The following is a 14,733-nucleotide window of genomic DNA, read 5'->3' as shown; positions in this document are numbered from 1 at the left end:
CCTCTTTTTATGTGTCAACACTGATAAAAAAGAGGAAAAGGAGAGAGTTTTTATGATGGGTGCTTTAAAAAATCATCGTGATGAACGTGTATCTGTTTCTGTAGAAGAGTTGGTTCCACAAGATCATTTCCTTCGTGCGATTGAAGCGACAATTAGTTTTGATTTTATTGAAGAGAAATTACGCCCTTATTACTGTGAAAACAATGGACGTCCGTCAATCCATCCTATCGTTTTATTTAAAATGATGTTTATTGGATATTTTTACGGTATTCGTTCGGAGCGTCAATTGGAAAAAGAGATTAAAACGAATATCGCCTACCGTTGGTTTTTAGGATTTTCTCTATCAGATACTATTCCAGATCATTCTACAATCAGTTGGAATCGCCGTACCCGCTTTATTCATACAAATATTTTCGAAGAAATTTTTGATGAGATCGTGAGGCAAGCGACAGAGCACCGGATGGTGGGAGGACGTGCGCTAATGACAGATTCTACGCACATTAAGGCCAATGCCAATAAAAATAAATTTGTACATAAATATAAAAAAGAAAAAGCAAAGTTTTATATAGATGAGCTAGAAGCTGCGGTAATCGAAGATCGTAAGGTACATGGAAAAAAGAATTAAAACCTAGAGAGGAAAGTGATACCCCTACCAAAAAAACTCGTATAAGTACAACGGATCCAGATAGTGGATTTTTAATGAGAGATGGAAAACCGAACGGTTTTCATTTCTTAGACCATCGTACGACTGATGCGAAGTACAATATTATTACAGATACCTATGTAACGGCTGGAAATATGGCAGATTCCGAGCCATATTTAGCACGCCTCCAAGCTCAAATTGATAAATTCGGGTTCAAAGTAGAAGCTGTAGCTCTTGATGCAGGCTATTTTACGAGCTATATCTGTAAGAAATTATCGGAGAGAAATATATTTATGGTGATGGGGTATCGCCGATTTGGAAAAAGAAATAAAGAAGTACCAAAAAGCCAATTTAAATATGTAGAAGAAATGAATGCATTCGCTTGTCCGATGGGGTGTATTTTAGAGTATGCGACAACGGATCGTGAAGGATATCGTCAATATAAATCGAAGCCAGAAGACTGCGCTGTTTGTCCGCTACGTGAGGTATGTTTTTCAAAGAAACAAAAACAAAAAGTTATCACTCATCATATATGGGAGAAATATAAGGATATCGCTAGAAAAAACAAACTAACAGTTACAGGGAAAAAGTTGTACAAAGTACGCTGTTCAACTATAGAGCGAAGCTTTGCAGACGCCAAAGAACTACATGGCTATCGATATGCTCGATTTCGAGGGCTGAAGTCTGTCCAAATGCAGGCTTATCTCACCGCAGCTTGTCAAAACATGAAAAAAATAGCCCTCCATCTGACCAAAAAAGGTCTGGTGGAGGGCTATTTTTTTGAAACTCTATTATTTTATGTTGTTTTTATTCGCTAAAATCAAAATGATTACAGAGTGTTGGGAACCCCTAAAGGGTTTCCCAACACTCTGAAGAAAGAGCCTACAACAGTAGGCTCTTTCTTACGTTTATTTCAATTCAACTTGCTGCCTTACAGCAAGTGTTTTCGGTTTTATATTTACAAAACAAATACTCACAACAATAAATAATAGTCCGATGAATAAGCTAATGGTAATAGCCTCATGTAAGAAAATTGAACTTACAATAATAGCTATTAGTGGAATGAGGAATGTATAAGCCCCAACTTTACTTGCTTCACCAGCTCCAACAAGTGTGAAGTATGCAAGCCACCCCATTGCAATAACAAAGAATGAAATAAAGAGAAGTACGCTAACAAATGGCATACTCCAAGCGATACTAGACCAGCTTTCAAACTCTGAACCAAATCCAATTAAGCAAAGACCACCAATAATAAGCTGAAGTGTTACCATCCAAATGGCATTAACACGGTGACCAGTCTTCTTAATGAATACTGTGCCAAGTGCCCAGCCAATAGCGCATCCTAACGCGAGAAGGATTCCAATAACAGAAATATGTCCTGTTAAACTGCTTGAGCTAATAACGCCTACACCAATAAATCCGAGAACAAGCCCGAAAATTTTCAAGCCGTACATTGATTCTTCAAGCCATATCCACGAGAAAATACCGAGTAAAACTGGTTGTAGAAATACAATGGCGGAAAATAACCCAGCAGGCATATATTGAAGGCCGACAGTTTGTAATCCGTAAAATATAATGATGTTAAGTAAGGAAGAAATAACGTATAAATGCCACGTTTTTTTTAAATGTAACTCTTTGTATTTCGGTAATGCGAACAGAAGTAAAATGAATCCTCCAATTAAAGTTCGAACGCCTGCAAATAAAACAGGTGGTGTATAATGCAGGGCAAACTTTGATAAAGGCCAATTGATTCCCCACATGAAAACGAGAAAGGTAAGGATGATGGCCGTCTTAGTTCGAGAAAGCTGTGTCACTGAAAGACCTCCTTGTTGTTATTCATTTCACTATGATATGATATCGACTGTAATAAATAAAATGAATCTTTTTTATGAGGAGTATAAGTGATTAGTTATGACCATTACACAACTGCAAGTATTAATAAAAACTGTTGATTTAGGTAGTTTTACGAAGGCTGCCAGGGTGTTAAATATGACGCAGCCAGCTGTTAGTCATGCGATTTCAAGTATTGAGTCAGAGTTAGGAGTTACGATTCTTATACGTGATAAACGAAAAGGGCTACTCGTTACGGATGTAGGAAATAGGATTCTTGTACATATTAGAGAGATTTTGAACGGTGTAGCGAAGATTGAACAAGAAGTTGCGATGGAGAAAGGACACGAAGTTGGGACGATTCGAATTGGGAGTTTTCCGAGCGCTTCTGCACATTTCTTACCCAAAATGATAAACCTTTTTAAGGAAAAGTATCCGAACTTAGAAGTAGTTCTTTGTGAAGGGACGATTAAAGAAGTTGAAGATTGGTTAGTATCGAGGGTTATTGATATAGGGATTGTTATTTTGCCTAATAAAGATATGGAGATTGTTCCATTAACGAAGGGGAAAATGGTTGCTATCTTAAGAGAGGATCATCCTCTCTGTAAGAAGGACGCTCTTACAATTTGTGATTTAGAGAATGAACCGATCATATTATGTAAGGGTGGATACGAACCACCCATTATTGATATGTTTAAACAAGCAAACGTACCACTTCGGGCTGAATATGTAATTTCGACAGTTACTACAGCTTTAAATATGATTCAAGAAGGATTGGGCATTGCAATATTAGCTGAATTATCTTTAACGAATTTACCAAAAAATGTGCAAACGAGAGAATTGGAACCACAAGTATGGAGAGAAATTGCTTTAGCTGTTCCTTCATTAAAGGATTCTTCAATCGCTGTGCAGCTATTTATTGAAGAATTTCAATCGCTATTTGCAGAATAAAAAGAGGTGTCTCATATATCATAATGGGACACTTTTTAATTTACTTATAAAAAATCTATGAAAAGGATTGACTTATTTTTTAGTTGTAACTATAATGATTACATCGAGGTGGTGATTACGATGAAAATTAGTAGCCGCTTTTCCATAGCTGTTCATATTTTATCTATTTTGAAAAACAATCCATCTTCACTTTGTACTTCAGACTATATGGCTGAGAGTGTTAATACAAATCCAGTAGTCATTCGTAAAATCATGTCGTACTTGAAACAAGCTGGCTTTGTTTACGTAAATCGTGGACCCGGTGGCGCGGGATTACTAAAGGATTTATATGAAATCACATTGTTAGATGTGTATCATGCAGTGAACGTAGTCGAAGAAGACAAGCTATTTCATATTCACGAGAAACCGAATCCAGATTGTCCAATTGGTGCGAATATTCAAGCGGTGTTAGAAATTATTTTAATTCAAGCACAATCCGCGATGGAAGAAGTTTTGAGAAATATTACAATGGGGCAGTTGTTTGAAACTTTGCAAGAAAAAATGAATGCTTAAATCATATTTATATTTTTTTGTCATTAATGTAACCGATTTGATTACAGCAATAAAGGTAAGGTGTAAAAGTTATGACTGTAAAAATGAAAGTATACTCAGATTTTATATGTCCGTTTTGTTTTTTAGCAAAAGGTCCATTAGATGAGGTAGCGAAAGAGAAAGATGTAGAGATTGAATGGATGCCATTTGAATTACGTCCAAGTCCATATTCAAAAATAGATCCATGGAATGAACCAGAAAAATTAGGTTCATGGGATGCTTTCATTCTTCCGACAGCGAAGAAGTTAGGAATTGATATGCGCTTGCCACGTGTTTCACCGCATCCATATACACATTTAGCTTTCGAAGGATGTCAATTTGCGAAAGAACGTGGACTAGGTAATGAGTATCATCACCGCGTATTCACAGCATTTTTCCAAGAAGAGCAAAACATTGAAGATATTGATGTGTTAACAAAATTAGCGGTAGAAGTAGGACTTCCTGAGGCGGAATTTAAAGATGCTTTAGTAACTCGTAAATATAAAGAAAAGCATCAAGAAGCAATTCAACACGCATATGATGAAGCGAATATTATGGCTGTTCCAACTGTCATGATTGGAGATGAAGTCATTCAAGGGCTTGCTAGTAAAGAAACACTAGAAAGGGTCATTGATAAAGAAATTGAAAAGGATAAAACAAATTCATTTGAAGGTATGCAATGTAATACCGATGGATATTGCTAATTCGCTTGTTATGAAATAACAAAATAAATTATAAAACAAACATTTGGAGGAATTAAAATGTCAGCAACTACAACAAACTTAAAAGAAGCAATCGTGAACCGCCGTTCAATTCGTAAAGTAGCAAAAAACGATGCAATTACGAAAGAAAGAATTGAAGAAGTGTTAAAAACAGCTTTACACGCACCAACATCTTTCAATATGCAAAGTGGTCGTATGGTTGTATTAATGGATGGAGAGCATGAAAAGTTTTGGGATATCGTTAAAGAAACACTAAGAGCCCGCGTACCAGCAGAAAACTTTGAAGCGACTGTAGAAAGACTAAAAGGCTTCCATGCAGGTGTAGGAACAGTTCTATTCTTTGAAGATCAAGCAACTGTAGAAAAAATGCAAGAAAATGCCCCATTATATAAAGATCAGTTCCCATTCTGGTCTCATCAAGGAAATGCGATGTTACAACATACTGTGTGGATGCTATTATCTTCTGAAGGAATTGGAGCGTCATTACAACATTACAACCCAATCGTAGATGCTGAAGTGAAAGAAACTTGGAACATTCCGGCAGAGTGGAGCTTAGTAGGTCAAATGCCATTTGGTGAACCAAACGAACAACCAGCAGAAAGAACGTTCTTACCTACTGAAGATGTAGTGAAATTTTATTAAGAAATACAATATGTAACGAGAAGGAAGCTGTGCTTAAAAACAGCTTCCTTTTTTGTAGTGGTGTTAATTTATGCGTATTTAGGGAAGAAATATAAGAAATAATACGGTGAGAAGGGAATTAGAAAAATGAATGATGAGAAAAAATATACAGTGGTAGGTACTGATGTTGAGGAAGTAAAGCGTTTAAATAAAAATTCAGGGTTAACCTATAACCAAGTGAAGGAATTGTTAGCGAAGCGAATGGAAAAAAAGCAATGATTTGATTGGAATAATTAATTGTATCATTTAGCATTTTGTCTAGAGAGAGTTAAGAAGATAACTCTCTTTTTTCAATCTGAAAATTTACTAGTGAGCAACTTGTAGATTGGAGAGAACAACATGAAAAAATGGAATAGCATTAAATGCTGTTACAGAGATTAATCCTAATGCGATGGAAGTGGCGCGAAAGTTAGACAAAGAGAGAGCGTTAAATAAGAAATCGAACTTATATAGTATTCCTGTAATCGTAATGGTAGGTTATGACGAAAAAGATACTATGACAGAAAAAACGAAAGATAAAGATAGAATTGATAAAGTAGTTTTTAGAAAAGTATTAGATGAAAAAATCCGACAATAAAAAAGAAAAAAGGATTCTTCCCAATTAGTAAGAAAGATTGTCTATAGGAGTTCATAAAATGTAATATATTCAATTTCCATCCATTGAAGGGGGAGGTTAATTCTTAATGAATGAAGTAAAGAGTTTTTTTCGAAGTAGAGGGTTTCAACGGTTTCTCGTTTTAATAATAGTAGCGCTTGTATTATACGCATTAAAAAGTATGATTAATTTAATATTAATTACGTTTATACTGACGTTTTTAATGGATCGATTTCAACGTTTTATTTCAAGAAAATTGAAAGTAAACCGGAAAATTGTTATTGCATGTTTATATATAATATTGGTTTCCTTTATAGGCACAACGTTATATAAATATTTACCTGTGCTGACGATACAAATTTCACAATTAATTTATCAGTTTAAACTATTTTTTCAAAATCCACCTGATAATGAAATCGTTAAATATGCACTTTCGACAATTAATGGGATGGAAGTATCAAAATATATAGAACAAGGTGTAGATGTCATCTATCAATCAATAGCAAATATAGGGAAGGTAAGTTTACAAATATTATTATCTCTAATTTTAAGCTTATTTTTCTTATTAGAAAAAGAGCGTATTATTACATTTACATCTAAGTTTAAAGATAGTAAGTTAAAAATCTTTTATGAGGAAATTGCATATTTTGGTGAAAGATTTGCAAGATCGTTCGGAAAAGTAATTGAGGCTCAGTTTTTAATTGCCGTTGTAAATTGTATTCTTACTGTCATTGCATTAATCGTTTTAGGATTTCCACAGCTACTTGTATTAGCTGTTATGATTTTCTTACTAGGGTTGATTCCTGTTGCAGGTGTGATTATTTCTTTGTTTCCACTTTGTATCATTGCTTACAACGTAGGCGGAGTTATGTACGTAGTATACATACTCGTATTCATAACAGTAATCCATGCTCTTGAAAGTTATTTTTTAAATCCGAAGTTTATGTCTGCAAAAACAAATTTACCAATATTCTACACATTTATGATTCTTATCTTCTCAGAGCATTTCCTCGGAATATGGGGGCTTATTATCGGGATACCAATCTTTATCTTTTTATTAGATGTACTTGATATAAATAATGAGGATGCGACTAAAAAATAAGAAATGATAGAAAATCACTAAAAAGTCATAGGAGATAATGAAAATAAAAAGCAATCCAAAATAAATTGGATTGCTTTTTATCTTAATTAAAGAACCGGAGCCATTGTTTCTTTCAATACTTGAACAGAGTGGTCGAATTTTAATTCTTCATCTTCACTTAATTCAACCTCTAAAATTTCACGAACACCGCCGCGATTTAAAACAGCAGGTACCCCGATATAAACATCTTTTTGACCGTATTGACCTTCTAAGTAAGCTGATACAGTTAATACACTATTTTCGTCGTTTAAAATTGCTTTTGTAACACGTAGAAGTGACATACCGATACCATAATAAGTTGCGCCTTTACGCTCAATAATATGGTAAGCTGCATCACGGACGTTTATGAAAATTTTGTCTAAATCTTCTTGATTATACGTGTTGTCTTTTTCAAGCAGTGTTTGTAGTTTTTGGATACCAACGGAAACATGGCTCCAAACTGGAAGTTCAGTATCGCCGTGTTCTCCGATAATATAAGCGTGAATGTTGTGTGGACCAATATCGAAGTACTCACCTAACATATAGCGGAAACGAGCAGAATCAAGCGTTGTACCAGAACCGATTACACGTTCTTTCGGTAAACCAGATTCTTTCCAAGTTACATAAGTTAAAATATCTACAGGGTTTGTTGCGATTAAGAAGATGCCATCAAATCCGCTATCCATAATACTGCGAACGATTTGTTTAAAGATTTTGGCGTTTTTCTCAACTAAATCTAAACGTGTTTCGCCTGGCTTTTGTGGTAATCCAGCTGTAATAACTACAAGGTCAGCATCTTTACAATCTTCGTAGCTGCCTTTCCATACTCTAGTTGGAGCTGGGGCGAATGGAACAGCATGACTTAAATCCATTGCTTCCCCTTCAGCTTTTGCTTCATTTACATCGACTAAAACAAATTCTTCAGCTACGGCTTGGTTAATCATGCAGTAAGCATAACTACATCCAACTGCTCCTGTTCCTACTAATACAACACGGTTAATACCTTTTTTCATTTCAAAATTCCTCGCAATTTCATTGGTTTTGTTATGTAAGATAATACGTCTTACTTCTATAGAGTCATATCTAGTTTATTACATTTTATAAAAGATATTCAAGTATTTGAAAATGTATCCGTGCAAATCTGCGAACAAAACATAGGAATTCAGTGAACCGAATATAATTCAGTAAAATCCTTTGTAAAAGGGGAAATGGTATGGGGAACCCATTAACAATGGAAGAAATGCTTCATATTATTCATGCAGGGCTTGTTAAAAAGAATAACCCAAAACGGATTACGATTGCAGGTGCAGGGATTTCTGGATTAGTTGCAGGTTCTTTATTAAAAGAGGCTGGGCACGAAGTAACGATTATAGAAGCAAATAACAGAATAGGTGGCAGAGTGTATACGATTCGGGAACCATTTAGTGTGGGTTTATATTTTAATGCGGGACCGATGAGAATCCCTGACACCCATAAGTTAACCTTAGCGTATATTCATAAATTTAAACTACCTTTAAACCTTTTTATAAATAAAACTTTTGCAGATATCATTTATACGAATAACATTCAAACGAGATTGAATGTGTTTGAAAATGATCCAAGTGTACTTGAATATCCGGTTTTGGATAAAGAAAGAGGAAAAACGGCAGAAGAGCTAATGATTGAGGTATTAGAACCAATACTAAATTATATTAAGAAGGATCCTGATAAAAACTGGCTTATCGTTGAAAAAAAGTATAAAACGTATTCGCTTGGTTCATTTTTAATGGAGTATTATTCAGATGGTGCAATAGATATGATTGGGGTACTTCTTGATATGGAAGCTTATATGGGAATGTCCTTAATTGAAGTATTACGTGAAATGATTTTCTTTACTTCAACAACGAAATATTATGAAATAACTGGTGGAATGGATAAGTTATCGAATGCATTCTTACCACAATTAAGGGAACATATTTTAATGCAGTATAAGGTTGATAAAATTATACAAGAAGATAATAAAGTAATGTTACAAGGAAATCATGAACAAACGTTAGAGCAATTTACAATAACAAGTGATTTTGCTATTATTACAATTCCATTTTCAGCGTTAAGATTTGTAGAAGTTCAGCCATACTATTTATTCTCTTATTTTAAAAAAAGAGCAATTCGTGAATTAAATTATATTGCTGCAACTAAAATTGCAATAGAGTTTAAAAGTAGATTTTGGGAGAAAGCGGGACAGTGTGGAGGTAAATCTATTACTGATTTACCGATACGGTTTACATACTATCCGAGTTATGGCATTCATACTCCAGGACCAGCTATCGTTATAGCAAGTTATACGTGGGCAGATGAGGCGTTAACATGGGATAGTCTCCCGCAAAGAGATCGTATTCGTTACGCATTAAAAAATTTAGCGGAAATATACGGTGACATCGTCTATAGTGAGTTTGTCACTGGAACATCTTTTAGCTGGAGTAAAAATCCGTATTCTTGCGGTGCATTTACAGCTTTCGAACCAGGCCAAGAGCTCGAGTTATTTCCGTATATTACACCACCATCTGGAAAAGTACATTTTGCAGGAGAGCATACGACATTAACACATGGATGGATGCAAGGGGCAATTGAGTCTGGAGTTAGAGTTGCATATGAAGTAAATGAACAGTGAATCTCTTATATTTACAAATGTTCATTCTTTTAATAAAATGATAAATATAAATCGTAATTATTACGCTTTGAATACATTTGAAGTAAAGAAATGGATGGTCGGTTGAATGAATAAAGTGGAGATTCATATATTAGGTGGTTTTTTAGGTAGTGGAAAATCAACATTATTACAAAATTTATTGTTAGCAGAGAAAAAGAAGAATAGAAAAGTTGCAGTATTAATGAATGAAATTGGTGAATACTCGGTAGATACAGATATTATTGGAAAAGAGAATGTTTTAAGAGAACTTCTTAAAGGATGTATTTGTTGTACATTAAAAGAAGAGCTTGAAATACAATTACATTCGTTATACCAACAAGAAAGACCAGATGTAATTTATATAGAAACGACAGGTGTTGCGCATCCAATTGAAGTGTTAGACGCGTGTGTCTCGCCAATTTTAGCTCCTTTTCTGGAAGTGAAATCAATTGTAGTCGTTTTAGATGCAGTAAGGTGGTTAAACCGAAGTATATTAAGTGCAAATGTACAACAGCTATTGCATGAGCAACTTAAATTTGGTAGTCACATTCTTGTTAATAAAGCAGATTTACTAACAGATGAAGATAAGAACACAGTATTTGAAGAAGTAAAGGCAATAAATGATCATGCGAAAATGTATGAGACAAAGTATTGCAATATATCTTTAAAAGATATAGAGGAAGCAGAATTTCCAAATGATGAGGAACATGAGACACTACATGTCAAACAGCATTTACATATACAAACGATGACATATCAATTTACGAAACCGATTGATCAAGACAAATTATATGAATGGCTTTCGAATTTACCAGATAGTATTTATCGAGTGAAAGGTTTTGTGAAATTCCGTGGAGATAAATACCCTCACCTATTCCAATATTCGTTCGGAGTACCAACTTTATTAGAACAAGACTTCGGTTTCCCGACAAACTTAGTAGTAATAGGAGAAGGACTAGATAAGAAACAATTGGCTGAAGGGTTAGAGAAAGTAGAACTTAACTCTAATTAAGGTGAAAAGACTAACTTAAAAAATAAGTTAGTCTTTTTGTATGATCATTACTGAAATGAAACAGTATTTTCAATTGGATTACAGAATATATATTGATTGTATGTCCGTTTCCATTACATAGGAAGGTGATTATATATTTGTGCCGAATGTAGAGGGTACTACAAGAGTTTTCCATTATCTATCGAATTAGTTAGTCATGATTACGGACAGGGGATTTTGGCGTGTTTGATTCTATCAGAAAGTAAAGTATGGGGAGGATCACAATGTCGATGAAAAAACGTAAGTGGCTAAAGACAATGTTTACTGGTTGTGTTTTAGGTTCGTTATTAATAACGGCAGCTTGTTCAGGAAAGAAAACAAGTACAGAGGATGAAAAAACGATTAAGGTAGGAGTTCTTGCTTCTTTAACAGGACCGCTAGAATCGTATGGAAAACAAACAGTGAACGGATTTGAATTAGGGTTAGACTATGCAACTGGTGGAACTGGGAAAGTAGATGGGAAAAAGATTAAGTTTGTTGTAGAAGATACAGAAACGAAAGCTGATGTAGCAGTTAAAAAAGCTACGAAGTTATTAGAAGAAGAGAAAGTTGATTTTTTAGTTGGATCGTCTAGTTCAAGTGATACGTTAGCGGTTTTACCACTGGCCGGGGAATATGAAAAGATTATGGTTGTAGAACCGGCAGTTGCGGATAGTATTACCGGGAAGAACTGGAATAAATATATTTTTAGAACTGGAAGAAGTTCCTCACAAGATGCGATTGCAGGAGCAGCGGCAATTGCGAAAAAAGGTGTAAAGATTGCGACATTTGCCCCAGATAACGCTTTTGGTCGTGAAGGGATTGCTGCATTTAAAGCGGGTGCGAAAAAATTAGGTGCGAGCATTGTGAATGAGCAATACGCGGATACAAATTCAACAGATTTTACAGCGAATATTCAAAATATCATTAGTTCAAAACCAGATTATTTATTTATTGTTTGGGCAGGGGCAAATTCACCTTGGAAACAGTTGAAAGATATGAATGTGGAAGCGCAAGGTATTAAAATTTCTACAGGTGCGCCAGATATACCAGCATTAAAAACAATGGATGCATTAGTAGGTATGCAAGGTTTTTCTGTATATTATCACACACTTCCAAAAAATAAAGTGAATGATTGGCTAGTTGAAGAGCATAAAAAACGTTTTAATGGTGTAGTGCCAGATTTGTTTACAGCGGGAGGAATGTCAGCAGCAATTTCTATTGTAGAAGCCTTAAAGAAAACAAAAGGTGATACAGATGTAGATACCTTGATTAAGAAAATGGAAGGAATGGAATTTGATACACCGAAAGGAAAGATGAAGTTTAGAGAGAAGGACCACCAAGCGATGCAGACGCTGTATTCTATCACATTGAAAAAGCAAGATGGTGTTGATTATCCGGTGCCAGTGTTAGAGCGAGAATTAACGATGAAAGAAACAGAACCACCAGTTCAAAATAAATAGACTGAATTTTCTGTTGTTTTTGTATAAAGAGGGGGGACCCTCTTTATACATATTTCCTTCATACTCACGGCTTTAAAGGGAGGGATTTCGTGACACATTTGCTAGAGACGAAAAATCTTAGTGTATCTTTTGGTGAACATCAAGTTATTAAAGATGTAAATTTAACTGTCCAAAAAGGAAAGCTCATTTCTATTATCGGGCCAAATGGTGCGGGGAAGACAACATTATTTAATTTACTAAGTGGACAGATTTCACCTACAACAGGTGAAGTGTATTTTAAAGGGCAAGATATTACAAAACTATCGATTTCAGATCGAACACGCTTAGGAATCGGTCGCTCTTTTCAGCTTACAAACATATTCCCAGAATTAACGGTACTTGAAAATGTCCGTTTAAGTGTTCAATCATTCGTACAAGATTACTATAGTTTTTTCCCGAGTTCAGCAAAATTAAAGCAACAAGTTGGAGAGGCGAGACGTTTCTTAAAAACAGTATTACTTCACGAGAAAGAGAACGTATTAGCGAAAGATTTGGCACATGGAGAGAAAAGAAAGCTAGAACTTGCGATGTTATTGGCTTTAAAAACGGATGTGTTATTACTTGATGAGCCGACGGCAGGTATTTCGGTTGAGGAGGTCCCTGCTATATTACAAGTGATTGAAAATATTAAGAAACATCCAGAGAGCACAATTGTACTTATCGAACACAAAATGGATATGATACTAGGTTTGTCAGATCATCTTATCGTTTTATTTCATGGAGAGTTATTGGCTGAAGGATTGCCAGAAGAAATTATGAAAGATGAGCGTGTACAAAGTGCTTATTTAGGGGGATTATATAGTGGCACTATTACAAGTGAATAATATAGAAACGTATTTAGATCAGTTTCATATTTTGCAAGGAGTATCTCTTGCTGTTGAGAAAGGGACAATTACTGTACTGTTTGGTAGAAACGGGGCAGGGAAAACAACGACATTACGTTCAGTTATGGGGTTTCACCGCATTGCAGATGGTGAAATTTATTATGATAGTGCAAAAGTAAGTGGATTACCTACACATTTAATTTCAAGGAAAGGAATAGGGTATGTACCAGAAAATCAAGGTATTTTTCATGATTTGACAGTAGAAGAAACATTCGCTCTTGCTAGGGGAAAAGGTGTGGAAGTAGAAGGGAAAATAGAGTGGATGCTGGAACTATTTCCGGATTTAAAGCAGTTTTGGAATAAGAAAAGTGGGCTCTTGAGCGGAGGGCAAAAGCAAATGTTGGCTATTTCAAGAGCGTTTATTAATAGTGATGGATTATTACTTATTGATGAGCCGAGCAAAGGGCTATCCCCGATAATGGTGGAGAAATTAATGGTAGCTATTTTGAAGATGAAAGAGAAAACAACAGTTTTACTTGTTGAGCAAAATTTTATGATGGCTAGTCAAATTGGTGATTATTTTTACATTATGGATAACGGACGAATTGTTCATAACGGTTTTATGAATGAATTAAAAAAGGATAAGGAAATGTGTCATAAATATTTAGGAATCTCTTAACATGAATCCGAGGTGAAAAGGATGGATGTGTTAATCAATTTATTTGTAAATGGGATTTCAACAGGGATGCTCATTTTTTTGTTAGCATCAGGTCTTTCACTTATTTTCGGTCTAATGAGCGTTTTAAACTTTGCACACGGTGGTTTATTTGCATGGGGAGCATTTACAGGTGTTTGGTTATTTAATATGACAGGAAGTTATATATTAGCTTTAGTTGGAGCAGTAGCCATGGGAATGTTCCTAGGATTTATTTTAGAAAGGTTTCTTATTAGACCGGTATATGGAAATCATGTTCGACAGCTGCTCGTTACGCCTGGAGGAATGCTCGTTCTTAGTGAGTGTATTAAAATATTTTGGGGGCCAAACCCTATTAGTGCAAAATTACCGTTATGGTTACAAGGAAGTTTTACATTCGGAGGTATTATATTAATTAAATATCGTCTATTTGTTATTTTGATTGGGATAATTATTTACATCGCACTACTACTATTACTCAAAAAGACGAAGATAGGTCTTATGATCCGTGCAGGTGTAATGGATAAAGAAATGGTTCAAGCGCTTGGTATTAATGTAAAAGCGATATTTTCTTTCGTCTTTTTATTAGGAGCAGGGATGGCAGCTTTGGGAGGATTCTTATTAGCACCGTATTCAGGCGTTATTTTCGCCGAGATGGGCATGCAGTATGCAATTTTAGCTTTTATAGTAGTAATTATCGGTGGATTAGGAAGCGTACAAGGTTCAGCTATTGCTTCTTTAATTGTCGGATTAGCTGGTGCTTTTACAGCGTATTTTATACCAGATTTATCACTTGCAATTAATATGTTAATGTTACTATTTTTCTTAATAGTGAAGCCAACTGGACTTGTTGGTGAAAAGGGGTGAAATGGTGAACAACACATCGGACCGAATTAAAGTATA

At 35.1% G+C, this 14,733-nt stretch carries 15 protein-coding genes and 1 pseudogene; 14 read left to right on the top strand and 2 right to left on the bottom strand.

Annotated features, from left to right (window positions below; genetic code table 11):
* Positions 1–52 precede the first annotated feature (52 nt).
* A protein-coding gene (locus tag QCI79_RS03320; protein WP_097914644.1) for an IS1182 family transposase occupies positions 53–1,461 on the top strand; the annotation gives its coding sequence in 2 pieces (ribosomal slippage) (positions 53–614 and positions 614–1,461; 1,410 coding nt in all).
* A 90-nt stretch (positions 1,462–1,551) separates the two neighbouring features.
* Here QCI79_RS03320 and QCI79_RS03315 read toward each other — a convergent pair.
* Positions 1,552–2,457: a DMT family transporter gene (locus QCI79_RS03315; protein WP_000192820.1), complete on the bottom strand. Its 906-nt coding sequence runs from the start codon at positions 2,455–2,457 to the stop codon at positions 1,552–1,554.
* A gap of 97 nt (positions 2,458–2,554) precedes the next feature.
* Here QCI79_RS03315 and QCI79_RS03310 point away from each other — a divergent pair, with 97 nt between their 5' ends.
* The 7 genes and pseudogenes from QCI79_RS03310 to QCI79_RS03280 all read left to right on the top strand — a co-directional run bounded on the left by QCI79_RS03310 (position 2,555) and on the right by QCI79_RS03280 (position 7,094).
* Positions 2,555–3,424 carry a LysR family transcriptional regulator gene (locus QCI79_RS03310; RefSeq protein WP_000156749.1) on the top strand — a complete coding sequence of 290 codons (870 nt, stop codon included), beginning with the start codon at positions 2,555–2,557 and terminating at the stop codon, positions 3,422–3,424.
* A 120-nt stretch (positions 3,425–3,544) separates the two neighbouring features.
* The gene (locus tag QCI79_RS03305) at positions 3,545–3,976 is read left to right on the top strand and encodes an Rrf2 family transcriptional regulator (protein WP_000704082.1); all 432 of its coding nucleotides are present in this window, start codon (positions 3,545–3,547) and stop codon (positions 3,974–3,976) included.
* Between the two features lie 71 nt (positions 3,977–4,047).
* Complete coding sequence (locus tag QCI79_RS03300) at positions 4,048–4,698, top strand: DsbA family oxidoreductase (RefSeq protein ID WP_000216673.1); 651 nt, start codon at positions 4,048–4,050, stop codon at positions 4,696–4,698.
* A 57-nt stretch (positions 4,699–4,755) separates the two neighbouring features.
* Positions 4,756–5,358 (top strand): nitroreductase family protein, encoded by a 603-nt coding sequence (locus QCI79_RS03295; RefSeq protein ID WP_001277012.1) that lies wholly within the window; start codon positions 4,756–4,758, stop codon positions 5,356–5,358.
* Positions 5,359–5,484: 126 nt separating this feature from the next.
* Complete coding sequence (locus QCI79_RS03290; protein ID WP_000997343.1) at positions 5,485–5,616, top strand: hypothetical protein; 132 nt, start codon at positions 5,485–5,487, stop codon at positions 5,614–5,616.
* Positions 5,617–5,740: 124 nt separating this feature from the next.
* A pseudogene (locus tag QCI79_RS03285) lies at positions 5,741–5,866 on the top strand (amidase family protein); the annotation flags it as partial.
* A gap of 214 nt (positions 5,867–6,080) precedes the next feature.
* Positions 6,081–7,094 (top strand): AI-2E family transporter, encoded by a 1,014-nt coding sequence (locus QCI79_RS03280; protein ID WP_001006597.1) that lies wholly within the window; start codon positions 6,081–6,083, stop codon positions 7,092–7,094.
* Positions 7,095–7,180: 86 nt separating this feature from the next.
* Here QCI79_RS03280 and QCI79_RS03275 read toward each other — a convergent pair whose 3' ends face one another.
* A complete protein-coding gene (locus QCI79_RS03275) occupies positions 7,181–8,125 on the bottom strand; it encodes an L-lactate dehydrogenase (protein ID WP_000715321.1) in 945 nt (314 codons plus the stop codon).
* Between the two features lie 200 nt (positions 8,126–8,325).
* On the opposite strand from QCI79_RS03275, the gene QCI79_RS03270 reads away from it, so the two are divergent.
* The 6 genes from QCI79_RS03270 (at position 8,326) to QCI79_RS03245 (ending at position 14,697) form a co-directional block, all read left to right on the top strand.
* Positions 8,326–9,762, top strand: a complete 1,437-nt coding sequence (locus QCI79_RS03270) for a flavin monoamine oxidase family protein (protein WP_000528025.1) — start codon at positions 8,326–8,328, stop codon at positions 9,760–9,762.
* 106 nt (positions 9,763–9,868) lie between these two features.
* Positions 9,869–10,792 carry a CobW family GTP-binding protein gene (locus QCI79_RS03265; protein WP_001044941.1) on the top strand — a complete coding sequence of 308 codons (924 nt, stop codon included), beginning with the start codon at positions 9,869–9,871 and terminating at the stop codon, positions 10,790–10,792.
* Between the two features lie 263 nt (positions 10,793–11,055).
* On the top strand, positions 11,056–12,273 hold the full coding sequence (locus QCI79_RS03260; RefSeq protein ID WP_000062005.1) for a substrate-binding domain-containing protein: 1,218 nt from the start codon (positions 11,056–11,058) through the stop codon (positions 12,271–12,273).
* Positions 12,274–12,362: 89 nt separating this feature from the next.
* On the top strand, positions 12,363–13,136 hold the full coding sequence (locus QCI79_RS03255; protein WP_000149338.1) for an ABC transporter ATP-binding protein: 774 nt from the start codon (positions 12,363–12,365) through the stop codon (positions 13,134–13,136).
* Positions 13,114–13,815, top strand: a complete 702-nt coding sequence (locus QCI79_RS03250) for an ABC transporter ATP-binding protein (protein ID WP_001196697.1) — start codon at positions 13,114–13,116, stop codon at positions 13,813–13,815. The genes QCI79_RS03255 and QCI79_RS03250 overlap by 23 nt, the downstream gene beginning before the upstream one ends.
* A 21-nt stretch (positions 13,816–13,836) precedes the next feature.
* Complete coding sequence (locus QCI79_RS03245; RefSeq protein ID WP_021727995.1) at positions 13,837–14,697, top strand: branched-chain amino acid ABC transporter permease; 861 nt, start codon at positions 13,837–13,839, stop codon at positions 14,695–14,697.
* Positions 14,698–14,733 lie beyond the last annotated feature (36 nt).

Origin of the sequence: Bacillus cereus group sp. MG1 (genome assembly GCF_040460035.1) — a bacterium.
GTDB lineage: Bacteria > Bacillota > Bacilli > Bacillales > Bacillaceae_G > Bacillus_A > Bacillus_A cereus.
This window is presented reverse-complemented; position numbering and strand designations above follow the sequence as displayed.

Bases quoted from the DNA above. Each gene is read 5' to 3' on its own strand.
- QCI79_RS03310 (WP_000156749.1), top strand. From the start codon at position 2,555: ATGACCATTACACAACTGCAAGTATTAATAAAAACTGTTGATTTAGGT.
- QCI79_RS03305 (WP_000704082.1), top strand. From the start codon at position 3,545: ATGAAAATTAGTAGCCGCTTTTCCATAGCTGTTCATATTTTATCTATT.
- QCI79_RS03300 (WP_000216673.1), top strand. From the start codon at position 4,048: ATGACTGTAAAAATGAAAGTATACTCAGATTTTATATGTCCGTTTTGT.
- QCI79_RS03295 (WP_001277012.1), top strand. From the start codon at position 4,756: ATGTCAGCAACTACAACAAACTTAAAAGAAGCAATCGTGAACCGCCGT.
- QCI79_RS03290 (WP_000997343.1), top strand. From the start codon at position 5,485: ATGAATGATGAGAAAAAATATACAGTGGTAGGTACTGATGTTGAGGAA.
- QCI79_RS03280 (WP_001006597.1), top strand. From the start codon at position 6,081: ATGAATGAAGTAAAGAGTTTTTTTCGAAGTAGAGGGTTTCAACGGTTT.
- QCI79_RS03275 (WP_000715321.1), bottom strand. From the start codon at position 8,125: ATGAAAAAAGGTATTAACCGTGTTGTATTAGTAGGAACAGGAGCAGTT.
- QCI79_RS03270 (WP_000528025.1), top strand. From the start codon at position 8,326: ATGGGGAACCCATTAACAATGGAAGAAATGCTTCATATTATTCATGCA.
- QCI79_RS03265 (WP_001044941.1), top strand. From the start codon at position 9,869: ATGAATAAAGTGGAGATTCATATATTAGGTGGTTTTTTAGGTAGTGGA.
- QCI79_RS03260 (WP_000062005.1), top strand. From the start codon at position 11,056: ATGTCGATGAAAAAACGTAAGTGGCTAAAGACAATGTTTACTGGTTGT.
- QCI79_RS03245 (WP_021727995.1), top strand. From the start codon at position 13,837: ATGGATGTGTTAATCAATTTATTTGTAAATGGGATTTCAACAGGGATG.